Genomic DNA, 24,135 nt, shown 5'->3' with positions numbered 1-24,135 from the left:
TCCGCCGAGGATAGCCCCACGGTTCCAGGCACTCAACTTTGGAAGCATCCGGACTGTCCGCTCCTGAGCCGTCGCCTCGACACCTATCGTGCGACTCTCAGCCACGGGATACTCCTTGTACCTGCACAGCTGGGTTCCACCCCAGTGGCGGCTTAGTGTTAGCCGCCCACCAGAGCATGCCGCCCATGACCCACTGATGGCGCCACTCTTCGTAGGTAAATCCTTGATCATCGTCAGTAACGCCGAATTCGAATCCACAACATGGACATATCTCATATGATCCACCTCCGTTGCCGCCTCGAGGCTCCTCGGAGAGTCCAGGGTACCCACAGACCGGGCACAGAATATTATTTACCATGAGATGACCTCCCCCGGTTGCTTTGCCCAGTATTTTCCAGGTTTGCCCGGCTTGAAGTATGTCCGCGTTGTACCATCCGGATTAAAGGCGCCAAATTCTCCAGTTTCTGGATCCCAAATTCTAATCACACCCTGGTCGTCCACCTTTGTAGGCGCATGCTCCTCAACACCGCGCAAGATGAAGTCTTGCGCGCCCTTAGCGTATGAAGACTTGGTTGGATAGTCAAATTCGTCCCGGTGTTTGCCGAAGTGGTAGTCGAGAGAGTCCTTCGAACCGAAGCTGTTCGAGCCTTTGTTCGTACCTCCCGCCAGACCAAGTACGCCCGCGGACGCGGCAATGGCTCCTTCGTGATCTCCGTACCACCTGGCGTATGGCTTATACCAACCCGGGAGGTTGTTGTACGACTCAATCTGAAGGAGGGCCAATACGGAGTCATTTTTTGTTGGCTTCGCTTCGGGCGGGGCTGAGGCTGCTCCGCAAGAGACGCCGCCATCGTACGTGCAACGGGGCGTTACTTTAGTGCCGCTAGAATTGGAGGTTGCGTGCTTAGTTTTCGTCGAACCCATGTACGGTTTTGGTGCTTTGTACGGTCTTCCTGGGCCGGGCGCCGCGCTACTGCCGTGAGATACGGCTTTGCCTTTGCCGGTGGAGCAGTTCGTGTTGAAGTTGAACGAGTCTGACGAGCCGACGTAGCAGGCCCCGGATGGATCGGCGAAGGTTATGGGGCTGTTTGCGCTGTAGGAGTATCCGTTGTCTTGCTGCGGGTTATCGGTTGAGAACACGGGATCCACCGACAGGAACCGCCCAAGCGTCGCGTCGTACGCCCGAGCTCCGAGCTGTGTGAGGTTCGAGAACGACGACGCGGTCTGGTTCAGGAACCCGTGCGTTGAGCTCCAGGTGTTGGAGCCGCCGCGTTGGTTGCCGAACGGGTCGACCCAACGCCTCGTGATCGACTTGTCGGAGGCTCCCACCTCCAGGTCGGAGGTGCCGTCGATATCCGTGTCGATTGAGAACACCTTGTTCGTGCCGCTGGTGGTGGTGCGCTCATCGACGGGGGTTCCGTTGATGGAGTACGTGCGTGTGGCGGTGGTGGCGGTGCTGCCGGCGTTCTGGTGCACCTCGGTCATGCCGAGGTACAGCGTCGAACCGGACGTCGGGTCGCTCTGGAGGAGCAGGTTGCCATCGGCGTCGTAGATGTTCGACTGCGTTTTGCCGTTCACCGACACCGTGGAGAGCTTGCCTTCGGCGTCGTACGACAATGCCTGGTTCGGACGTGCGGTGGTGTCACCGACAGCGTCATACCCGTACGCGTCGGTCACCGAGGAAGCGCCGGTGGCTTTGGTGACTGCCTGCACCCCGTGAGGATTGACCGCGCCTGCGGCACGGTATTGGTAGGTGTCGACCTCGTCGGTGCCCGTGCCGACCGCGTGTTTGGTGGTTGTGAGACGGTTTCCGGTCGCGGTGTCGTAGGTGTAGCTGTTCCAGTACGGGGACGGTCCGCCAAGTGTCGAGCTGCTGCGTGCGTCAGAACAGGTTCCTGAGGACGGCGTCCACGCTTCCGTGAGTTCTTGGAGCCCGTCGTACCCGTAGCACTGCGTCTCGGCGCCGGCTGCGCCCGTGACCTTCACCGAGGTGATGGCGCCGGCGTCGTTCCGGGTGTAGCTCCGGTCCGCTTGGGTCGTCGCGGAAGAGCTGGTGGAATCCATGATGTCGCTGATGGCGCCGGTTGCGGGGTCGTATCCGTAGGTGGAGTAGTTCGTCAGGTTGCCTTGGCGGTTGATCTGCGCGACCTGGCCGATCGCGGTGTACACCACGGATGCGTAGCTTGCCGTTCCGCCGATGGAACCGAGCTGACCGAGCCCATCCCAGCTGTACGTCGTCTTTTCGGCTGCGAGTCCGCCGATCGCCGGGAGGCTCTGGTTGTTGAGGGTTTCGTCCTGGTTGTAGGTCGCTGACGTCGTGTAGGTCGTCCCACCGAACGCGGGTGCGGAGGAGGGGATGCTGATCGTGGTGCCGGTCGGCTGGTTCCCGCCGTCGTAGCCGGTGACAGCGCTGGTGTACGCCGCCCCCGGAGTGCCGGGAGTGGACCCGGTGTAGCTGCTGGAGGAGGTGAGGAGTCCCTTCTTCAGGGTGTCCCAGGTCCAGGAGTCCAACAGGCTCCCAGACGTGGTGCCCGAGTATTCGGCCGTCTTCCGGTCCAGGGCGTCGTATGCGTAGGAGAGCGTCTGCCCGCGACCGTCTGTTGACGACAGCAGGTTCCCGACGGCGTCGTAGGAGAAGCTCGAGGTGCCGGTGTCGGGGTCGACGGCCTGGACCTTGTTGCCGTTGAGGTCGTACCGCCAGGTCCAGGTGTTCCCGGCCGGGTCGGCCATGCTGGTCATGTTCCCGGCGGCGTCGTACCCGTACGTGGTGGCCTGCTGTGCGGTGCCCGCCGACGGCGTCGACCCGAGGTACTGCACGAGCTTGGTCTTCTGCCCCAGCGTGTTCGAGATCGTCGCGGACGCGGTGCCGCCGGACGGGGGTGTGGTGTCGACCTCGTCGGCACCCTTGAAGCTCGTCGTGGTGCGGAACCGCTCCTTGCCGAACGAGTTCGTGATGGATGCTGTCTGTCGTCCAGCGCCGTCAAATACCGATGCGATGCTTGAGGCGATCTGCTGCTGATTCTCGGGCACGAACAGTGTCGCGGAGGGGCTGACCGAGTTCGTCCAGTAGTCGTTGTTCGTCAGGACGGCGTTGCCAACGGAGTCGTACTGCGTGTCCGTGACGACGGTGCCGCCGCTGCCGGACTGCCGCTGCGTCTGCACGGGGCGGCCGAGGCCGTCGTACAGGGCGTACGTCGTCATCAGCTCGTGCGCCATGACGGTCGTCGTCGCGACCGACAGCGGCGCTGTCTTGCTCTCAACGTAGGCGTAAGCAATCGACGGTGAGGTGGCGTTCGCTGACTGTGGGCGTTCCGGCTGCCAGACGCTCACACGCCGCCCGAGCGCGTCATAGGCGGCACTCGTGATGCCACCATCGGCCGTCGTCTGTGACAGCACCGATCCGCGGGTCGGGTCAAACGTCGTCGTCGTCGACCAGTTGAACGGCGACGGGTTGGTGGTCACCGTCTTCGTCGTGGGGCCGCTCGTGGCAGGTGTGTACACCGTGGTGCTGGTGCGGTTCAGTGCATCCTTGGTCGATGTCGGCCGACCGAGGGTGTCGTAGGCGACCTGGGACGTGGTCGACCAGTGCGGCGTGGACCCGCTGTAGGAGTCCACGGCCTCGGCGGAGGTCGCATCACCCCTCGAGGGAACCGATCCGACCGCGGTGCCGTCGTAGGCGGTCCGGGTGTCGGAGACTGCGTCGTTCGGCAGTGACGGGTTCTGCCCACATGCGACACCGACTGTGCGCTCCTCTTGGACCACCGCCGTCAACCAGACTGTGGTGTTGGCCGGTGCGTACGTGGTTGTGGTGCAGCTGCTCCCGGCGTCGGAGGTGGTCGTGTTCACCGAGGTGGGGTTGCCGTAGTCGCCGTGGGTGGTGGTGGTGGTGACGGCGCGGTTCCCGCCGGCGGCGGTGGGCTCGACCTCGGTGGTGGTTCCTTCGCCGACCATGCGGGCGGTGTTGGTTCCGTCGTTCGCTTCGACAGCGGACACCCACGGGGTGGTGACGGTGTCGCCGATGACTGCGCCGCCGACACCGTTCAGCGTCTTTGTCTCCCGGACCTGCCCAGCGAACCACGGTGAGTCCGCGACACCGGGAGCACCGGTGACGGACACGGACTTCGTCCCCCCGGTCGTGCTCGCTCGATCTCCGTCGAGGCCCTGGTAGAAGGTGTACGCGGTGGTTTGCTGCGTGCTCGGGGTTGCGGGGTCACCGACCCGCACCTCGACCGTGTTGTAGCCGGCGAACTGGTCCCAGGTGCGGTGGTTCGCGGGCGTGAACAGGGAGGTGTTGTACCTCCACGCTGCGGTGCCCGTGTAGACGTAGTTCGACACCTGCGGCCGGTCGGCGCCGCCGCCGGTCTTGGGGTCGGAGACGACGCTGGTGACCATGTACTTGTGGAACAGGTCTATCTGCGCCGGCTGCGCGGGGGTGACGGCTGGAACCCACCATTCGGGGTAGCAGCGGCGGGTGTTCGTGGCGGCGTTCGCCTCGATCGTCTTCGCTTCCGACGGCTGGCAGTCCTGCCCGGTGTAGTTCACCGACGTGACCGCACCGGTGGCACCGGTGATCGACGCGATGCGCCACTTGTCCAACGGTGCAAGCCCGTCGACCGCCCACACCCGGTTCTGCATCGTCGTCCCGGTGAAGGTGGTGGCGGGCTCAGTGAGGGTCGTGCTGCCGCTGGTGCCGGTGTGTTGGATCTGGGTGAGCCAGAGGGCTGCGTTCGTGCCGTCGCCGGGGGCGGGGAACGAGTGGCCGAGGGTCCAGGTATCGACGGTGGAGTAGGTGGTTGAGGCGGTGCGTGCGGCGGTGGTGACGGTGTCGAGCATCCCGTCGGTCCAGAACGTCGGCACGAGGTTGGTGCTGCAGCTTGTGGTGCACAGCTGATCGAACGGCACGTCCGGGTATGCGGACGGGGTTGCCGGCTTGGTGGCGGCGTTGGTGATGTTCTCGGCCGTGCACGAGGAGTGGCTGCTGTCGCTGCATCGTCCGTAGGCGTTGTACCCGAAGGTGACCTTGTCGGAGGCGGCGTTGGCCGTGTAGATGGTCGATGCGGTGAGGCCGTACTCGATGCGGTTCAGCTGACCGCCGCGGATGTAGGCGGTCGCAGCGCCGCCGTTCTTGGCGTAGCTGTTCGTCTCGGCGTTGTAGTAGAACGCTTCCGCGTTGTTGTGGACGTCGACGACGTAGTCGAGGTTCCACCGCCACGCCTGCGCGCAAGAGGATGCCGCGAACGTGCTGGCGTGGCAGGGCTCACCGGCGTCGTTGCCGAACACTGGAACGGTCCACGTGGAGTTCGTGGTGGCGTTGCCGGAGCTGTAGCCGGGGAGCTGGTTCAGGCCGAAGTGATACTGGGTGCCGTCGGTGGTGGTGACACGCCAGCAGTCGGTGTCATAGGTGCCGTTCGCGGCGCAGCCCTGGCTGGTGCCGGTGAGGTGGTCGATGCGGGAGCCGTCGTCGGAAGCCATCTTCCACGCGCCGGTCGTCGCGTCACGGACGAGCGGGGCGCTGTGGCCGCCGAGGGAAAGGACCGCGTTGTCGGTCTTCCAGCACAGGTCGCCGGACGAGGTGACAGCGCCCGACGAGCCATCGTCCTGGGAGCACGAGACGTACTGCCGCTCGATGAAGCCGGCACCGCTCATCGCCCAGCCCTCACCGATGGCTGAGGGCTGGTTGTTCGTGGACCCGGTCTCGCCGTCAACGGACTGCGAGTCGTACTGGAACGACAGATCGGGGGCCGGGCCTGCGGCCGACGGTGGCGCGGTCATCGGGTACTGCCAGGAGAAGTCCCCGGTCTGCGCCGACACATCCCATGATGTCGCCGGCTTCAACGACGTCGCGGCGAAGGACCCGGTGCCCGAGCTTGACACCGCTGAGCTCGCTGCGGCGACCATGACCGCCTTCGAGCTGACCTTCGGTGTCATCATCACGGTGCTGCTGGCCGCGCTCTGGTCCGCTGCGACCGGAGTTGATCTCGGTGTTTTCGCGGTGGAGTCGGCGGGAACCTGAACCCACTGCACCCGGTCCGCGAAGTCCGCTCCGTAGAGGCTCGTCAGGAGCTTCTTCGGAACGCGGACGGCGACGGGCGCAGCCGTTGTGCCACCGTCGGTTCGGGCGATCTTGAGCACCAGGCCGGAAAGGTGATGCTTCCGCGCCGTTGCATTGTCGACGAGCTCGAACGAGACGCCGGTCACGGGCTTGAGGGACGCATCGGCAGCTGATGATGCGGGAGCTGCGGTGATGCCAGTGGACCCAACCGCCTCCCACGAGCCGGTCGCGGTCGCAACTCGCACACCCGCCGTGTTCCGAGTCGTGGTGCCGTGCTGGTGCCCGACCGGCAGGTGGAGGTCGTACTTGCCGGGTGTCAGGACTGCCGCGGCGGGAACGGCAGTTGAGGTCGATGACCTCGGGGCTGCCGTCGCGGGCGTCCGCGGGGCGCTGTGACCGGGGACGGGCTTGCCGAGCGACGCGAGCAGCGGAATCGGCGCCGCGGTTGCCGGGGTCACGGTGAGCAGCGAGGCGACCAGGGCCGCGATGCCGAGCCCGGCGACGGGCAGTCGGCGCGCGAGGATGGTCATCACGCTCGAACCGCGACGGTGCCGTCCCAGACTCATCGCGAGACCACCGTCTCGGTGGTCCGGCCGGTGTTCTCAAGCAGCGTGCAACAAGCGCGCATTGCGTCCCCTATGTGTTCCGTCAATGCGATGTTCCTCACACTGCGCGCTGATCGTATCCACAGGCCACACATGCGCATTGCCCCCCTGAATGGGGGGCAAACAGTCCGATTTCCCGGAAAACCGGGCTTTCCATACGCGAAACTGAGCGTATTCTCATTGAGAGGTATTCACGAGACCATCACGCCTCCAGGCCCCGGACAGGTCATATATTCCGCGGAATTCGGGCGCGGCACCACCGCTGAGGTGGGCTTTCGAGGCAGTCACGTGACCCATTCGGGGGGTTCCTGCGCGCTGCTCGATGACGGATACGGTGGCCTCGCAGCGGTGAGGGTGATCACAGCTCCCAGCACTCTCTTACAGATGCTGCTTCGCTGCGTCGCTCCCAGGGGGAATCTCAGTGCCACGACGCTCCGCACTCACAATCACCGCACTGACCGTCCTTGCGCTGCTTGCAGCGCCGCTGGCACAGGCGTCTGCCTCGGAAGCGGCAACCGTCTCGAGTCCAAGCGACACGGCGACGGGGTCTGCGGAGTCTGGAGGGACAGACGAGCCGACCACGAATCAGTCTCCAGAGCCGGCCCCAGCTGCGACCCCGACAGCGGCCCCTGCGACGGTCTCCCCTGCAGCACCCCCTGCCGGCGCCGATGTGTCCTCGGCGACCGATGAGGTGGCGGCGTACGCGATCGCGAAGCAGTACGGGCACCCCGTCACGGTCGAGTCCGAAACAACGCCGACAGCCCTGGTGAGCGTCCAGCCGGACGGATCGACGAAGCTGCAGGAAGACACCGTTCCGGTCCGCGTGCAGGACGGGAACGACTGGATCCCTGTCGACACGACCCTCGACCCGGCGTCGGCGTCGTGGCTGGAACCTGCGGCAACGGTCGTTCCCGTGCGGTTCTCCCGCGGCGGTTCCGACGTGCTCGCGCAGGTGCAGACAGACACCGGGAAGTGGATCTCCGAGGCATGGCCCGATGGCGGCAACCTTCCGGCACCGTCTGTCGATGGGTCGACCGCGACCTACCCGGACGTCCTGCCTGATGTGGACCTGCAGCTGAACGCGACCGCGACGGGCATGTCGGAGGTCCTGGTCGTCAAGACTGCCGGGGCGGCAGCGAACCCCGATGTCGAAGCGGTGGAGCTGAAGTTGAGTGGTGCGACGGTCACGGAGTCCGACACCACTTCGACCGCCCGCGCGTCGGACGGATCAACGGTCACCTCGTCCAAGCCGACGTGGTGGGACTCCTCTGACAACGGCTCCGCGGACGGTCCCGGTGGTGTCGCCGCTCCGACACCACTCCCCCATTCGTCCACAGCGTCCACGGTCACCCTCGACGTCGCCAAGGTCGCTGACGGCGACGTGCAGTACCCGCTGTATGTCGACCCGGACTGGTCGGCAGGCCAGCAGAACTTCTGGTTCACCGACCGCGCTTACCCGAACCAGTCGTACCTCAACGGCTCCCCCGCTGGCTTCCAGAGCGTCGGATACGCGCAGCAGGACGGCACGACGTACATGTCTCGTGCCTTCTGGGAATTCGGAACTGGATCGCTGGTCGGCAAGCACATCGTCAGCGCCCAGTTCTCCGCGACCGCGACGTACAGCTGCAGTCCGGTCGCTGTCGAGGCATGGCGATACGGGCCGGCGAACCCTGGTTTCACCTGGAACACCGACCCGAACCAGTGGACCTACCGGCTCGACACCCAGAACTTCGCGTCCACCGGCGGATGCGTAATCTCCGCCACTGCAGTCGGATGGGACGTGACCCGCGGGCTTGTCGACATTGCCGGGAGCGGCGGGAACCGGTTCCAGATCGGTCTTCGCTCGGGTGATGAGAACAACATCTCCCGCAAGCACTTCAACAACGGTGCCAGCCTGATCGTCACGTACAACAGCCGTCCGAACACCCCCACCGCACCCGTGATGACGTCACCGCAACGGGGGTGCTCCACTTCGGCGTCCGCGCCGACCTACGTCAACAACCGCGCACAGGCGCTCACTCTCCAGGTCCACGCTACGGACCCGGATGCCCAGAACGTGCAGACGCAGTTCTCCGTCGCCGCAGTGGACGGATCAGGCCACATCAGCAGCACCAGCACCAGCTGGAACTCCGAGCGCGGAGCGCAGGGTGATCAGAGCACCCAGATCCCTATTCGCACCTTCAACAGCGACACCGCTTCCGAGTATGCGTGGGAAGCGATCACCACGGACGGGGGCGATTACGGCGGATGGTCGTCGTGGTGCTACTTCGTCGTCAAGAACGTCGGTCCGCAGCTGCCGGCGGTGACGACGGTGTCAACGTCCTGGACGGTCGGGAAGCCGACGTCGGTCACGGTCGGTTACGCCGCCGCGGATGCAATCCGGAGCATCGCCTACTGGTGGGTTCCAACGACGCAGTCTCCGGACGCTCCATCGCCGACTCCGCCTGTCACGATCACCCCGGCGACGAATGGGGACTGCGCGTTCCGCGTCGGCAACGTCACGACCGTGTGTGCGTCAGGGACGACCTCGACAACCATCTCCGCTGCACCGATCGACACGGTCGCAACCTTGTGGGTTGCCACCTACGACAAAGCGGGCAACGTCTCCCTGAACACAGCCGGGCGCTCCTCGTCCTCCGGACTCAAGTTCACCGGCGTTGCCGACGACGCCGGTGTCAGCTTCGACACGGGCCACGGGTGGCTCCTGGACTCGGGCACCAGCAACCCCACGTCGATCTCCGACAGCAACACGGCCAGCGGATCGACGATTACCTCTGGGACTCCGCTCTCCGTGGGCTCAAACACCAGCGCTTCTCCACCTGCCGGGACCTTCAACGGTCCGACGGGCAACGCACTGACGTTCCCTGGACTGACCTCGATCAATCGGTACAGCGGGAGCACGCACTCCGCAGCCATCAACGGTGGCGCAGCAGCAGGCTTCAACTACGAGACGAACCTCGGCGATCTCGCATCAGTCGGAGGACCGCAGCCAACGAACACGCAGCTGCTCTACTCGTGCGCTCTCAGCTCTGGCGACATGACCAGCTTCCATTCGACCTGCGAGAGCAGCGGCGTGACCGGGACACCACTGGGGTACATCTGGAACACGGCATCGGACGTCCCCGCGCCACTCACACCCATCGCGGTCTATCGCTGCACCACCGGGAACAATGACCACTTCGACTCACATAGCAGCACGTGCGAGAACCAACACGTCGAGTTCCGACTCGGCTACTTCGCGAAACAAACAACAGTGAACACGACGCATCAGGTCATCGACACGTCGAAGAGCTTCGCGATCTCGGCATGGGTCCGACCGACCGAAATCGACAAGCGCCACAACGCGTACACGTTCCTGTCGATCAACAGCCCGACTACGTCCGCGTTCTGGGTCAAGATCGACAACGGCCAGTTCCAGTTCTGCATGCAGTCCCAACAACCACATGCGGCGAACTGCGCCGTCAGCGCCCCGATCTCCTTGTCGAGTTCCCCGGACGCAAACTGGCGTTTCATCACCGCCGAATACGACGCCTCCAACCAGCAGATGCGACTCCTCCTCGACGGATCAACGACCGTCGCGGCTGATTCACAAATCGCTCCATACGCCGCACCAGCGAACGAGACCTCCGCAACAGGAAACCTCTGGGTCGGCTCAGCGCTGTCTAACAACGCGATGGGTGACCTCTTCGCCGGGGACGTTCTCGACCCCACCGTGGTCCAGGGAATCCCATCCTCGAACCAGCTGATCAACGTGCGAAAGGGCGGATCATTCTCCGGAGGAGGGTTCTGAAGTCGCCCCGGGCGCGTAGCGCAAGCAGCACCAGGGGCGCTACCTGTACACCCTCCGCATGAGGTCCTCGCACTAGCGAGATCCGTCGCCGCTCACGACGCAACTCGCCAGTCAGACGGTGGCCACTGGATGTCTATACCGGGTGTTGCGGCGCCATGGGTCTCGTGGAGATGGCCGAGGGTGCGGTCGCACTTCCGGAACGGGCCGGTACGGGGATCGAGGAGGATTGCTGCGTGGCGGTCCCAGTGCGTCAACCACCAGTCGGAGACCGCGTCGAGGCGGACGCTGGAGTCTTCATCGGCCTGCAGACGTGCCTGCCACAGTGCCCACAGTCGCGCGACGACTTCGGGATGCCGCCACCACTCCGCACACCACGGTGCCCGTTTGTCGGTGTGCACGTGTTCGATCCCCGTGAAGTGCTCGACCACCCACGCCAGAAAGGCATCCCGGACCTCATCCCCATACTCAGGATCTACTGCATCCCCCGTGCCATCTGGGGGATGCACACTTCCGGTCTCACCGGCCACGGGTCACCGCCTGCCCGGAGCCCGAACTGGTTGACCGTGGCTCGCACGGGGGCGGGGCGTCGCGATCGATGAGGTCCCGGAGCCTTCTGTCCCGGAACCAGGGCCTCGAGTCGAGGATCACGGGGCGGGTGTTGGAGTTGAACATCACGGCCCGCCATAACGGCAGGTTCGCGAGGTCGTCAACGGAGAGGACCGGCACCCGGCGGGTGGACGTCGACGTCGACGATGCCCCACTGTCTTGCGTTGACCCGCCGTAGGTGACCTCCTCACGCTCACCGATCAGGTTCGACAGCCCGCGGAGAAACTCGGGGTCCATCGCGCCGCCGCCGAATACGCGGGTGACGGCGGCACCCCAGATCGCGCCCCACCCGTTCTGCCCGAACGCTTCCACCGCCTGGTCCTTCGATTGGAAGTACGTGTTGATCGGCATCCCGAGCGAACCGTAGAACGAGTACACGGACGGTAGCGCTGGCCAGCGGACGATGTTGGCGCACTCATCGAGCTCGATCACCAGCGGCACGGGCAGGCGTCCTCCGGAGCGCTGCGCGAGACGTTCCCCGGTCTTGCAGATTGCTCGCACGAGGGAGGTCAGGATCGCGCCGGCCGATCCCACGCCGTCTTTGGAGAGCAGGATCAGCAGGTCCTCGGACTGCACGAACGCGTCGACGTCGAACCGGCGCACGCCCTCCGCCGAGGTCCATTCCAGGAGCTCGTCGTAGGCGAGGGCCCCGGCCATGCGTTGCGCGGTCGCGTAGACGGACTGCCGGGTCTTGTCGGCCCAGTTCTCCATGCCGACGAGTGCCGTTGCCGGCCCCTTCTTTCCGTTAGCGTTCAGGATGCCGACCACCGTGTCCGCGTCCTGAGCGTTCGGTGCGTTCAGCACGGTTGGCAGTGCGGGCACCACCACGTGCGGCGGTGGTCCGGGTCGTCCGCGACCTCGGCGCGGACCAGGACCGTCGTGCCGCAGCGGAGGCACGGACGACCCGCGCGACCGACGACCCAGTGCCGCTCGCCGCGACGGGTCACCCCGGTGGTGGTCTGGAACATGCCGGGGATCGAGACCGACGCGCGGAGGCCGCGGTGCGCTGTCCGGACGAGCGCGGCGGTGTCGGTGTCGCGGACAGCCCGCCAGGGTCCGTAGCCGAGCAGGAAGCACAGCTCGTTCGCCCACATGTTCCCGAGCCCGGCGAGGTTCCGCTGGTCGAGGAGCGCCGCGATGACGGGACGACCAGGGTCACGCGCCAGCCGTTCGGCCGCGATCACCGGATCCCAGTCGCTCCGCAGTGGATCGGGACCGAGGTGCCCGATCACCGCTGGCTCGTCTTCGGTCCGCACGAGGTCCACCACCGGGAGCTCGATGCCCCACGCCGTCCGCTCCCAAGCGGTGCGCATGCGGACCCGCACCGTCGGAGCGACCGATCGCGGGACCACCCGGCCCGGCGCGGTGACGGTCCAGGACCCCTGCATCCGGAGGTGCGTGTGCAGGGTCCATCCGCCGTCGAAGCGCGTCAGCAGGTGCTTGCCGTGCGTGTCGTGTCCGAGGACGCGCCAGTCGGCGAGGCTCGTGCCGGCAGCGGCGCCGGCGCGGAGTTCTCCGGCGACGATCGTCTGCCCGTCGAGCGCCGGGCGCAACCGCGCGGCGAGGCGGTACACGCTGTCTCCCTCGGGCACCCCTCAGGTGTACGCGCGACCGCCGACAGCCGCGAGCCGTCCGGTCACGGACGCTCCAACACCTCGGACGCTCGCGGGGGGTTCGTGATCTGGACAGACCAGCCAGCCCCTGCTCGCGGTCGGGCTCTCGAGGGACGGTGGCTCGTGGACCATCAACGACGGCAACCACCGCATCCAGGCGGCGCGCGAACTCGGGCTGGAGTGGCTGCCCGTCACCGTCTCGTGACGGTGACGGCGACGGCGACGGCGGCGGCGGCGACGACGGTGACGACGACGGGCGTCGGCCACGCGGTGCCGGTCCGCACCTGGCCGGAGACGCGCGGTGCGCTCCTGCCTGCACCGGGCCTCCCGGCCGCTCGCGTGTGGCGCCCGACGACGGTCGCACTCGGTCCGTCCGCATCGACGGAACCGGGCGACGGCCGGGAGGCACGGCTCGCGTCCGGCCCACGGCCGCATGCCGGCAAGACGGTCGGCTCCGTCGACGTCCTGGTAGACCCCGGATGGCGCCGTGAGGACGACGACACCTGGCGTCACCTCGCGCCGGCTGTGCGCGCAGCCCTCAGGGTGTTCCGGACCGCGGATCCGGACGGCGACCACCTGCCGGGCCTGCTGCAGTTCGGTGCGGCAGGGCCGCTCGGTCGTCGGACGACGAAGTACCTGCTGGACGACCTCGGCGACGGGGTGCGGAGTGCGGAGTGCGGAGTGCGGAGTGCTCGTGACCCGCGCCGTCGGAGGGCAGACTCGCCCTCCGCGTCGACATCGTCCGGCACACCGTCGACCTCGATGTCGTCGTGTCGTCGACACTCCCCGACCCGTCGACCGCGGACGACGCCGTGGCCGCGCTCGTGCGGCTGCTCGTCGCGGTCTCCGTCGACCCGGCCGACCCGAGAGCGCAGGAGGTCCTGGCATGACCGAGTACTCGATCGTCGACATCCCGGGGTGGGAGCAGCTGCCCCTCGACCCCGCGAGCCGTCCGGACGTCGACCGACGCATCCGCGAGCTCGCGCGGCGGAGGTGCCCCGGACCGGGCGACGCCGTTCCGGGAGGAGGTCAGGCGCCACCTGACGGAACTCGTCGACCAGGCGCGGGAGGCGGGAGCGGGACTGGTGTCCCTGCCGACGAGCCGGACGGGGGATGTCGCCGTCGCCGCCTCGTACACGGTGGCCGAGTGGCGCGACCCGCAGCCGACGGACGTCCCAGACGACGAGCTCGTCGACGCGCTCGCGGCACGGAGCGATGCCCTCGCGAGTGTCGTCGACGTCGACGGTCAGCCCGCGCTCCGCGAGGAGCTCGTCGAGGAGGACGCCCCGGACGGATCCGCGAGCGGCCTGCAACCACGGCGCGCTCGTCGAGTCAGCTACACGATCGCCGGGCCGTCCGAAGAGCGCACCTGGGTCCTGTTCACGTTCTCCACGCTCGGCGACGGCGATCCCGATGGCCCGCTCGCCCGCGTGCTCGTCGAGCCGCTCGACGCGCACGTCGGGACCCTGCGCTGGGAGCTCGGCGCCGGGGCCTGACCGATGGCGGGTCCGCTCCGTGATGCCCGGCAGGGGTCGCTCAGACAGGTTCGGACATCGCCACACCCCGGATGACCTCGTCGAAGAGCACTGAGCGACGAAGCGGATCCGCGGTCCACGACGAGGGTCGACCGAAATCGAGTGCGCGGGGCTCGACCGGGTCGGCGGCGATCAACCGGTCCGCGAGGTCTCGTCGATTCGCGGCGGAGAGAACCGCTCCTGCATCAGCACCGAGGAGGTACGCCTTGTACCGGTCGATGTCTGTATCGCGAGCCAGGAGCAGCTCCTCTGCCTCGGGCAGCCACACTCGCGCCTCGACTGCTGGGTCACGCTGGTACCAGAACATGACGGCAGCGAGGTCGCGGGCGTCCTTGTCCTCGCCCCACGGCGAACGGTCGATCCAGGCGCGCAGCTTCAGCGCGGCGTACCCCGGCACTGACGGGAGACGCACACGACCGCTCGGCAGCTCGAGCGGACGTGCGCAGGCGTAGACGTCCTGGAAGCCGAACACGACGAGTTCCTCACCGCGGGATGCAGGAGTCGTCAGACCGGTCGGGTCCTCGACTCCTCCGAACGGCATCACGTCCACGGCGACTCCTGAGACGCGGAACCGGATGCCGTTGCTCCCGAGCTTCGGGAAGCACGACTGCATCCGATCGAAGGCGCTCCAGTCGTCCAGCACCAGGGCGAGGTCGACGTCCGTCGTCCCCCGGAGGTCGAAGTCGTGACCCTGCCCGGAGTGCATGAGATCCCGTGCTTCGGCACCGATCACCATGATCCGGTGCGGCTCGATGCCGATCTTCCGAACGATCTCCCCGACGACGCTCTCCAGGAGGTCGAGGCGCTTCGGATCAACTGACACGGAGCATCGGGTTCCGGCCCTTGAGCTGGGCTGCCGCAGTCCACTGGCGAGCTTCACGAGCGGCAACGAGGTCGGCGTAGACAAGAAGCGGTGGGGCGGGCGGGAGCGACCCGGTCGGCGCTGCGGCGTCCTGCGCGCGGTCGTCCCTCGATGGCTCGTTCCAGAACTCCTCGCGGACGAAGATGTTCGGTTCGGCGTCTGATCGCCATCGGTTCTGGAATGCCATCCGCGGGTCCCACCTGGACACGTAGACGATCGCCGTCAGTCCACGCAGGTCCACCGCGAGCTCTCCACTGCTGTGTCCCCGCACGCCGTCCGGAAGCGAGACGGATCGCGGATCGCCCGCGAACGCCTGCACCGCTGTCGTCGCTCCGAGGCCGAGCGGGTAGGCGGCGATCCAGAGCTCCCTGAGTTCGTCGTCACGATGGAGCCGCCGGACGCCCGCTGCGTCCGTGAGGAACCCCGCGACCCTCAGCATCTCGATCGCTTCGACCACGGTTCCCACGGACACACCAGCCGCCGCCGCGATGGTGCGGATCGGTGCCTCTACGAGCGCCGACCAGCTCAAGAGCACGAAGACGACTCGCGACCGTTTGGTGCTGAAGAGGTTCGTGCTCTGCGGTCCGAGACCGGATCTCTGGATGCGCTCCTGACGCCCTCGACTCCGGCCACGAGCGTCAAGGTGCAGCCCCCCGATGCTCACGAACGCGTTCCCCGCCCGATCTGCGTAGTTGAAGCCAGCCCTGCGGAGCCCGTCTGCGCTTCGCACACCCACATGATCGCCGAGCAACAGGGTCTTCTCACGCCCTGGACGGTCCAGCATGGGTCCGAGCCCGCCGATCGACATGCTCGCCGGCCAGAGGACCTGGACCTCGCCGAGCGCACCAAGGCGCTCGTGCGACAGGTTCGCACGCCGCGCCGAGGGGCCGTGCTCGTCGGCGGCGGTGGCGGGTTCGAGGGCGAGGCCGTACTCGGCGAGGCGATCGTGGATGCTGACTGTCGTGGCGGGAAGCATCGGTCTCCGTTCATGAACACGCCATGTTCACGATGATTGAACCACATCCAAACATGAACACGGAGGCGTGATGCTGCGCGGCGTGGATCACAGCGGAGCCGAGCAGGTGGGGAGCATCACGGATGTCGGTGGCGCGGACTACGTTCGGGTGACCCGAGTCGTGTCGGGTGACCCGGACCTGCACGGCACGAAGGAGCCGAACGATGGCAACACCGACGTTCTCGCGTCGCGCGCTCCTGTCGGGCGCGGTGAGCACCGTGGCGCTCGGCGCCCTGACCGCCTGCGTCGCGAACAACGGCCCCGCGCCGAGCGACGCCTCACCGGGGTCCAAGGCGAGCGTCGGCAACGTCACGGGCACCCTGCGGTTCGCGTTCTGGGGCGGCAGCGACGGCGAGAACGCGGGGTTCGCGCACGCCAAGAAGACGTTCGAGGCCCGCCACCCCGGCACGACCATCGTGCTCCAGACCCTGCCGTACGAGGGCTTCTTCTCGAGCATCGACCGCGGCATCCTGTCGCGCACCGCGCCGGACGTCTTCCGGGTCGACTACACGAGCATCGGCAAGTACACCTCGCACGGGGTCCTGCTCGACATGACGCCGTACGTGACCGACGCCGAGGCCGCCGCGTTCCTGCCGGCGCTGTGGGACGCCGTCCGGTTCGAGGGCCATGTCTACGGTGTGCCGCACCAGACCGACACGACGGCGATCGCCTACAACACCAAGGCGTTCGAGACCGCGGGCATCGGCGCCGTGCCGGACCGCCTCGACGACGCTTGGACCTGGGACGAGTTCGCCGACGTGGCGACCAAGCTCCGGAAGTCGTTGCCCGACAAGCAGTACCCGTTCGCGTACGACTGGACGGCTGCGGGTGCGTACCGCTGGGCGAGCTTCGTCTACCAGGCGGGTGGGTCACTGCTGACGGCGGACCTCACGAAGTCGGCGGTGGACAGCGACGCCGGGCACCGCGCGATGGAGTTCTCGAAGCGGTTCTTCGACGAGCGGTGGGTGCCGGCGAACAACACCATCAAGACGACCGTGTACTCGGACAACTTCTTCCTGAACCAGACCGTCCCGATGACGTTCATCGGCGACTTCCTCGTGCCGGAGCTCGCCGACCAGAAGAACGGGTACCAGGGCGGCGAGTGGGCCACGACCTACATGCCGCGCGACCAGGCCGCCGCGTCGGACCTCGGCGGCAACGCCATCGTCGCGACCCGCGACACCGCGAACCCGGAGCTCGCGGCGGCGTTCCTCAAGTTCCTCGTCGAAGAAGAACAGATGCGCGACTTCTGCCAGCGGGCGAACGAACTGCCGACGTTGAAGAGCCTCGCCGAGACGCCGCTCGACTACGCGATCCGCCCCGACGTCATGACGGTGTTCGGGCAGCAGGCGACGACGATCACCGAGGCCGCCGTCCGCGAGACGACCGTGCCCGGGTTCGCGGCGATCAACACCGCGCTGCAGGACCAGCTCGAGCTGGCGTTCCAGGGCCGGTCGGCGGACGACGCGGTGTCGGCCATCGCCACGGCGATCAACGAGGCGGTGACGGCATGACGAGTGCGGACGCGGGAGCCGGTGTCGGCGGGACGAGCGGTGTGGGCGGGGCTGCCGGTCGCGCCACCGCGCAGATCGGCGGCGCGACGGCCGGGGGCGCCAAGCTCCCGAAGCGCACGAGCATCCGGCGGGCGAACGGCATCGCCGCCGGGTCCTTCCTGCTGCCGAACGTCGTGCTCATCGGCATCTTCACGCTGCTGCCGCTCGTGTACGCCGTGGTCATCAGCTTCCAGGACCTCGACTCGCTCGGCGGGACCTCGTGGGCGGGCATCGGCAACTACGTCCGTCTCGTCACCGACCCGGTGTTCTGGCAGTCGGTCGCGAACACGGGGATCTTCACGCTCTTCACGGTGCCCGTCGGCATGGCGATCGGCCTCGCCGTGGCGGTGCTCCTGAACGGCGTCCTGCCCGGACGGGCGGTCTTCCGGACGATCATCTTCCTGCCGCTCGTGGTGTCCGGCGTCGCGACCGGTGTGCTCGGTGCGTGGATGTTCGACCAGAACAACGGCTTCATCGACAAGTTCCTCGGTGCCCTCGGCCTCCCGGCGATCTCGTGGCAGTCGAGCGGCGGCTGGGCGATGACGGCGATCATCCTCGTGACGCTCTGGCAGCGGATCGGGTTCGACATGCTCATCTACCTGGCCGGGCTGCAGGGCGTCGACCCGTCCGTGCAAGAGGCTGCGACCACCGACGGCGCGAGCGGCTGGCAGAAGTTCCGGCTCATCACGTTCCCGCTGCTCGGCCCGTCCACGTTCTTCCTGCTGATCATGAACCTGATCTACTCGTTCCAGGTGTTCGACACCGTGTGGGCGATGACACGGGGCGGGCCCGGGTACTCCACCACGACCGTCGTGTCCTACGCCTACCGGGTCGCGTTCGACGAGCACGGCCCCCAGCTCCTCGGCTACGGCGCCGCCGTCGGCATCGCGATCTACCTGGTGACGCTCGTCATCACCGGGATCCAGTGGCGCTTCAACGCCGGACGGGACCAGACCGACTGATGACGACGACATGGGCCACGGGCGACGCCGACGCGTCATCGCCGCGCACCGCCACGGCCAGGAGGGACGGCGCGCGTCCGCCCCGGAACCGCACCAAGCTCCTGTGGTTGCGGATCACGGCAGCCGTCGTGGTGAGCATCGTGATGGCGTTCCCGCTCTACTGGATGCTCCTCACGGCGTTCTCGACGAAGGCCGACCTGTACGCCCCGGGGCTCCACCTCTGGCCACAGCACCTCACGATCCAGAACTTCGTGCGGCCGTTCTCGGAGTTCCCGATCTGGCGGTGGTTCGCGAACTCGCTCGTGATCGCGGTGGTGGTCACCGTCATCACCGTGATCTGCAACCTGTTCGCCGGGTACGCCTTCGCGAAGCTGCCGTTCCGCGGCCGCAACGCGGTGTTCCTCGTGCTGCTGTCGACGCTGATGATCCCGCCGCAGGCGATCATCGTGCCGCAGTTCCTCATCTCGATCGGTCTGCACCTGTACGGCGGCATCTGGGCGGTCATCCTGCCGGAGAGCGCGGCGATCTTCGGGGTGTTCCTGGCGCGACAGTTCTTCATCGCCGTGCCCGATGAACTCATCGAGGCGGCGCGGATCGACGGCGCGGGGCAGTTCCGCGTGTTCTTCTCGGTGGTGCTGCCGCTCTGCCGTCCGCTGCTCGCGGTCCTCGTGCTCCTGACGTTCATGGGCGAGTGGAACGCGTTCGGATGGCCACTCGTGGCGCTGTCCGGCAACCAGGACCTGTTCACGGTGCCGATCGGTATCGTCGGCACGCTGCAGGGGCAGTACACGTCTGACTACGGCGCGATCATGGCCGTCAACCTGCTCATGATCGTGCCGATCGTGGCCCTGTTCCTGGCCTTCCAGCGGTACTTCGTCGAGGGCCTGTCGCGGAGCGGCCTGCGGTGAGCCCGCGCGACACCCGACCCGACGTGCCCGACGTGGTGCGCTGGATCGCCGACGACTTCGGTCTCGACACCGGCGAGGTCGAGGTCGAGCGGGTCATCGGTGGGACCGACACCGCGGCCGCCGTGTGGCAGGTGTCCCACGGCACGGACGGCTACGCGGTGAAGTGGACGAGCCGCCGCACCCGGACCGGTGTCCAGCTGAGCGAGTCACTGTCCTCCGCCGGTGTCGCCGGGGTGCCGCCGGTGCGTGTCGCCGCCGACGGGCGTCCGACCAGCCGGCGGGGTGGCGGACGTCTGTCGGTCACGGCGTGGGTGCCCGGCGAGGACGCGGCGACGGTCGGGCTCGACCTCGCGCAGTGGCAGGCCGTCGGCGCGCTGCTCGGGGCGGTCCACGCGCACCCGTTCCCGATGCAGGAGCGCCGGAGGGGTGCCCGTCGCGGGATCCGGCGTCGACGGCGTCGGTACCGTGCCGGGATCGTGGCGCTCGACACCCTCGCCGCTGCCGGTGGGCCGGACTCCGAGGCCCTCACCGCGTGGCAGGATGCCCGCGAGCGCGTCGAGCTCCTGCTCCGCGGCACGCGACTCTCCGACGGGGACGAGGGGGTCCCGGTCCCGTGTCACGGCGACCCGCACCTCGGCAACCTCGTGCTCGACGCCGACGGGGTCCCGTGCCTGATCGACTGGGACGAGGCGGTGGTCGCCCCGCGCGAGCTCGACCTGCACCTCGTGGAGTTCCCGGTCCTGTTCCAGCCCCTGACCGACGAGCAGCGGGCGGCGTTCGACCGCGGGTACGGTCCGGTCGAGCTCGACGAGGCCCGGCTCGTCCGGTACGCGTGTGTCCGCGCGCTCGAGGACCTCGTGTCGACGATCCAGTCCGTGCTCGACGGCCCGCCCGAGTTCCGGGACGAAGAGCTCGCGGTCTTCCACGGGATCCTGTCACCGGTCGGCTCCGCGTCGCTCGTCGAACCGAGGCTCCGCGCGCTTCTCCATTCGGCGCCGAACGACAGTGGCCCCTAGGTCGCGAAGACGTCGCGGAGCGTGAACGTCGCGAGCCGCCGGTCCCGGAGCAGCTGGTCGAGCCGAGGGAGGGCCGCGATCGTGCCCTGGTGGTTCGCATGCCCGATGACGATGTGCGCCGGCAGGAACCACTGCTCGCCGAACCCGACGATCTGGTCGGTCGTGATGTCCCCGGAGTCGGCGAGCGACCCGTACCAGAGCACCGGTGTCGAGTACCCGACGCGCGCGGCGGCGGCGTCCACCCGGGCATCGTGGTACCCGAACGGCGGACGGTAGAAGGGCCGGGCGTCGACGCCGTACGTCGATGCGATGAAGTCGTGGTTCCGCTGGAGCTCGTCTGCGATGCCCTGGTCGGACAGCCTGGTGAGTGCCGGGTGGTCCCAGGTGTGGTTGCCGAGCTGCACCTGCCCGGACGCCACCAGCGGACGCAGCAGGTCCGCGTGCTCGGTCCACGAGGGGTTCGCGCCGTTGACGAAGAAGGTCAGGCGTGTGCCGGTCTCGAGGGCGAACCGCGCGTAGGCCTCCACGACACTGCTGTCGACCCCGTCGTCGACCGTCCACGCGATGCCCGGCGTACCGGTCGGCAGCCCGGTGATCGTCCCGCCCGGGAGCGGCTGCCGAGCGATCGAGACCGGCGTCGGCATCGGAGTCGGAGTCTTCGGCGTCGGCGTCGGCGTCGGCGTCTGAGTCGTCGGTGCACTCCGCCGCACCGATGGGGACGAGGACACCCGGACGGACGGCGCGCCGGTGGCGCAGGCGGACAGGAGCGCGGTCGTCAGGAGCCCGCCAGCACCGGCGAGCACCGCCCGACGGCTGGTGGATGGAGCATGGTTCACGTCGACATCGTCCTGGACCCGGCAGGCACACGGCATCCGCCGTCAGGACGATTCGCGTCCCGGGCGCATCCCCCGTCCGGGTGTCAGACCTCGAGGCTGCGGAGCCCCCGGAAGGCGAGGTCGAGTGCGGCGGCGAGTGGCGCACCGTCGCGTTCCGGCTGGCTCAGCGCGAGACCCCCCATGATCGCCGCGACGATCCCCGTCCCGACCCGGGCGGCATCCACCGACGGGTCGATCGCACCGGCGGTCTGCATGCGCCCGACACCCTGCGCGAGCATCGCAGCCCACGCGGCGACACCTTGCCGGGTCGTCTCGGCGAGCGTCTCGTCCGACGGCGCCGACTGCTGTGCCAGGGTGCTGATCGGGCACGCCCAGCGCCCCCGCTCGAAGTAGTAGACCTCGAGCCCGGCACGCCACCGGTCCCACGACCCCCATGACCCCAGGTCGTGGATCTCGGGCTCCTGCGCGGCGAACAGCTCCAGCCCCTCCCACTGCGCGACCTCGCGCACGAGCTCGGCCTTGCCGCCCGGGAAGTAGTGGAAGAGCTGGCTCTTGCTCGTCAGCGTCGCCGCGCGGACGGTGTCGAGAGTGGTCCCACCGATGCCGTCCGCGAGGATCTGCCGACCGGTCTCCTCGATGATCCGCAGCCGCGTCTGCCGACCACGCTCGGTGAGCACGGGTCGCTCAGCCGCCACGGGTCCCTCGGTCGCCGCGAGTCGCTCGGTCGCTGCCATGCCCTCAGCCTACGCCATTGGACCGCAAGGTCCAACTGTGTGGTACAACTGGACCATGCAGTCCAATCAACCCATCCTGTCCAACGCCGACGCCCTCGACGCACTCGTCCCCGACACCCGGCTCGCCGGTCGCACCGCGATCGTCACCGGCTCCACCAGCGGCATCGGCGAGGCGATCGCCCGGGTCCTCGCGAGCTCCGGCGCCACCGTCGTCGTCAGCGGTCGGAACGCCGAGCGCGCCCAGGCCGTCGTCGACACGATCACCGCGGCGGGCGGTACCGCCCGTGCCGTCGTCGCCGACCTCGGTGCCTCCGCCGATGAGGTCCGACGCTTCGCCACCGAGGCCACGACGGCACTCGGCGGCCACGTCGACGTGCTCGTCAACAACGCGGGCGTCTACCCCGCGAGCCCGACGGCACTCCTCACCGACGACGAACTCGACGCGATCCTCGCGACGAACATCCGCGCACCGCACGTGCTCGTCGCCGCCCTCGCCCCCGCGATGGTCGAGCGGGACTCCGGGGTCTTCGTCAACATCGGCTCCTGGATGTCCCGCGTCGGCGTGCCGTTCGGTGCCGCCTACACGGCGTCGAAGGCTGCGATCGAGCAGATGACCCGTACCTGGTCCGCGGAGTTCGGTCCGTCCGGCGTCCGCGTCAACAGCGTCTCGCCAGGGGCGACCTCCACGCCCGGCAACGCCGAGTCAGCGGACGTCCTCGCCGCCATGACGAGGGGCACGGTCGCCGGGCAGCCCGTCCGCCCGGTCGACATCGCCACCGCGGTCCGCTGGCTCGCGAGCGACGAGGCCGCGTTCGTGCACGGCACGATCGTCGACGTGGACGGCGGGATCCTGCACACACGGCTCAGCTAGGCCACGCTCGACGGTGCGCAACGCGCGTACGAACGGACTGGAGGGACGGGGCGGGCTGGCACCCGGGCTCGCAGGCTCGCCCGGCGCGCCCCGCGAATCGCTGGCGCGATTCCGCCGAGCGGGGCGCGCCAGTCCGTCAGGTGGTCACGTTCCGTACCTGGCGGACGCGACCACCCGATCGGCAGATCAGCAGATCAGAAGAACGTCGGCTGCCTTGCGACGTAGTGCTCTTCGAGCGCCGTGACGTCCTCGGGCGTCAGGCGCACGTCGAGCGCGGCGACGGCGTCCTCGATGTGGTGCACCTTCGTCGCGCCGACGATGGGGGCGTCGACGACGGGGTTCGCGAGGACCCAGGCCAGGGCGACCTGTGCCATCGAGACGCCCTTCTCGCCCGCGATCCGCTCGATCGCGTCGACGATGCCCTTGTCCGAGTCGAGCCGGACGGGGTTGCCCTTCGGGTCGACCTCGGGCTCGTCCCCGGCACGCGCGGTGTTCTGCTCGCTCCACGGGCGGGCCATCTTGCCGGCCTGCAGCGGACCCCACGGGATCGAGCCGACGCCCTGGTCGGCGAGGAGCCCGAACATCTCGCGCTCCTCCTCGCGCTGGCCGAGGCTGTACTGGTTCTGCATCGACACGAAGCGCGTCCAGCCGCCGAGGTCCGCCGCGGCCTGCAGCTTGGCGAACTGCCACGCCCACATGCTCGAGGCGCCGATGTAGCGGACCTTGCCGGCCTGGACGACGTCGTGCAGGGCCTCCATCGTCTCCTCGACCGGGGTCTCCGGGTCGAAGCGGTGGATCTGGTACAGGTCGATCCAGTCACTCCCGAGGCGCTGCAGGGACTTGTCGACCTGCTCCATGATCGCGCGGCGGGAGAGCCCGGACTCACCGGGGCCGGGGCCCATCTCGCCGAACACCTTCGTGGCGAGGACGACGTCCTCACGGCGGGTGTACTTGCGGATGGCCTCGCCCGTGACCTCTTCCGAGCTGCCGCGGCCGTACACGTTCGCGGTGTCCCAGAACGTGATGCCGAGGTCGACTGCCTTCCGGAAGATCGACTCTGCGCCGGCGGCGTCGAGGGTCCAGGTCTGCTGTTCGTTACCGTTGCCGAAGCTCATGCAGCCGAGCGTGATGCGGCTGACCTTGAGGCCGGTCGAGCCGAGGTGGGTGTACTCCATGC

The 24,135-nt window shown here is 67.9% G+C and carries 16 protein-coding genes; 7 read left to right on the top strand and 9 right to left on the bottom strand.

Features of this window, described 5'->3' with window-relative positions:
• Nucleotides 1-351: 351 nt before the first annotated feature.
• Nucleotides 352-6,582, bottom strand: a complete 6,231-nt coding sequence (locus ASF23_RS17365) for an RHS repeat-associated core domain-containing protein (protein ID WP_055956757.1) — start codon at nt 6,580-6,582, stop codon at nt 352-354.
• 745 nt (nt 6,583-7,327) lie between these two features.
• Here ASF23_RS17365 and ASF23_RS17360 point away from each other — a divergent pair.
• Nucleotides 7,328-10,447, top strand: a complete 3,120-nt coding sequence (locus ASF23_RS17360; RefSeq protein WP_055956754.1) for a botulinum neurotoxin N-terminal receptor binding domain-containing protein — start codon at nt 7,328-7,330, stop codon at nt 10,445-10,447.
• A gap of 92 nt (nt 10,448-10,539) precedes the next feature.
• Here the strand turns inward: ASF23_RS17360 and ASF23_RS19095 are convergent, their stop codons facing one another.
• The 3 genes from ASF23_RS19095 to ASF23_RS17350 all read right to left on the bottom strand — a co-directional run bounded on the left by ASF23_RS19095 (nt 10,540) and on the right by ASF23_RS17350 (nt 12,645).
• Nucleotides 10,540-10,875 (bottom strand): DUF4913 domain-containing protein, encoded by a 336-nt coding sequence (locus ASF23_RS19095; RefSeq protein ID WP_442855042.1) that lies wholly within the window; start codon nt 10,873-10,875, stop codon nt 10,540-10,542.
• 88 nt (nt 10,876-10,963) lie between these two features.
• Nucleotides 10,964-11,821 (bottom strand): type IV secretory system conjugative DNA transfer family protein, encoded by an 858-nt coding sequence (locus ASF23_RS17355; protein WP_156364605.1) that lies wholly within the window; start codon nt 11,819-11,821, stop codon nt 10,964-10,966.
• A gap of 29 nt (nt 11,822-11,850) precedes the next feature.
• Nucleotides 11,851-12,645, bottom strand: coding sequence for a DNA-formamidopyrimidine glycosylase family protein (locus ASF23_RS17350; RefSeq protein WP_055956748.1), 795 nt, complete (start codon nt 12,643-12,645; stop codon nt 11,851-11,853).
• A 1,106-nt stretch (nt 12,646-13,751) separates the two neighbouring features.
• On the opposite strand from ASF23_RS17350, the gene ASF23_RS17345 reads away from it, so the two are divergent.
• Nucleotides 13,752-14,162: a hypothetical protein gene (locus tag ASF23_RS17345; RefSeq protein ID WP_055956745.1), complete on the top strand. Its 411-nt coding sequence runs from the start codon at nt 13,752-13,754 to the stop codon at nt 14,160-14,162.
• A 40-nt stretch (nt 14,163-14,202) separates the two neighbouring features.
• Here the strand turns inward: ASF23_RS17345 and ASF23_RS17340 are convergent, their stop codons facing one another.
• Nucleotides 14,203-15,024, bottom strand: a complete 822-nt coding sequence (locus tag ASF23_RS17340) for a hypothetical protein (protein ID WP_055956743.1) — start codon at nt 15,022-15,024, stop codon at nt 14,203-14,205.
• Nucleotides 15,014-16,039, bottom strand: coding sequence for a type IV toxin-antitoxin system AbiEi family antitoxin (locus ASF23_RS17335; RefSeq protein WP_055956741.1), 1,026 nt, complete (start codon nt 16,037-16,039; stop codon nt 15,014-15,016). The genes ASF23_RS17340 and ASF23_RS17335 overlap by 11 nt, the downstream gene beginning before the upstream one ends.
• 203 nt (nt 16,040-16,242) lie before the next feature.
• Here ASF23_RS17335 and ASF23_RS17330 point away from each other — a divergent pair, with 203 nt between their 5' ends.
• The 4 genes from ASF23_RS17330 to ASF23_RS17315 are packed head-to-tail and all read left to right on the top strand — an operon-like array spanning nt 16,243 to nt 20,517.
• Complete coding sequence (locus tag ASF23_RS17330) at nt 16,243-17,592, top strand: ABC transporter substrate-binding protein (protein ID WP_055956738.1); 1,350 nt, start codon at nt 16,243-16,245, stop codon at nt 17,590-17,592.
• Entirely contained in the window at nt 17,589-18,593 is a 1,005-nt protein-coding gene (locus ASF23_RS17325) for a carbohydrate ABC transporter permease (RefSeq protein ID WP_055956735.1), read from the top strand. The genes ASF23_RS17330 and ASF23_RS17325 overlap by 4 nt, the downstream gene beginning before the upstream one ends.
• Nucleotides 18,593-19,501 carry a carbohydrate ABC transporter permease gene (locus ASF23_RS17320; RefSeq protein ID WP_082474287.1) on the top strand — a complete coding sequence of 303 codons (909 nt, stop codon included), beginning with the start codon at nt 18,593-18,595 and terminating at the stop codon, nt 19,499-19,501. Before ASF23_RS17325 ends, ASF23_RS17320 begins: the two co-directional genes overlap by 1 nt.
• Nucleotides 19,498-20,517 (top strand): phosphotransferase enzyme family protein, encoded by a 1,020-nt coding sequence (locus tag ASF23_RS17315; RefSeq protein WP_055956732.1) that lies wholly within the window; start codon nt 19,498-19,500, stop codon nt 20,515-20,517. Before ASF23_RS17320 ends, ASF23_RS17315 begins: the two co-directional genes overlap by 4 nt.
• Here the strand turns inward: ASF23_RS17315 and ASF23_RS17310 are convergent.
• The gene (locus ASF23_RS17310) at nt 20,514-21,353 is read right to left on the bottom strand and encodes a polysaccharide deacetylase family protein (protein WP_200919396.1); all 840 of its coding nucleotides are present in this window, start codon (nt 21,351-21,353) and stop codon (nt 20,514-20,516) included. The two genes, ASF23_RS17315 and ASF23_RS17310, sit on opposite strands and share 4 nt — an antisense overlap.
• 83 nt (nt 21,354-21,436) lie before the next feature.
• Nucleotides 21,437-22,087, bottom strand: coding sequence for a TetR/AcrR family transcriptional regulator (locus ASF23_RS17305; protein WP_055956729.1), 651 nt, complete (start codon nt 22,085-22,087; stop codon nt 21,437-21,439).
• A gap of 55 nt (nt 22,088-22,142) precedes the next feature.
• On the opposite strand from ASF23_RS17305, the gene ASF23_RS17300 reads away from it, so the two are divergent.
• Nucleotides 22,143-22,958, top strand: a complete 816-nt coding sequence (locus ASF23_RS17300) for an SDR family NAD(P)-dependent oxidoreductase (RefSeq protein ID WP_055956889.1) — start codon at nt 22,143-22,145, stop codon at nt 22,956-22,958.
• 194 nt (nt 22,959-23,152) lie between these two features.
• Here the strand turns inward: ASF23_RS17300 and ASF23_RS17295 are convergent, their stop codons facing one another.
• Nucleotides 23,153-24,133, bottom strand: coding sequence for an aldo/keto reductase (locus ASF23_RS17295; protein WP_055956726.1), 981 nt, complete (start codon nt 24,131-24,133; stop codon nt 23,153-23,155).
• Between the last annotated feature and the right edge of the window lie 2 nt (nt 24,134-24,135).

The organism is Curtobacterium sp. Leaf261, assembly GCF_001422205.1.
GTDB lineage: Bacteria > Actinomycetota > Actinomycetes > Actinomycetales > Microbacteriaceae > Curtobacterium.
This window is presented reverse-complemented; position numbering and strand designations above follow the sequence as displayed.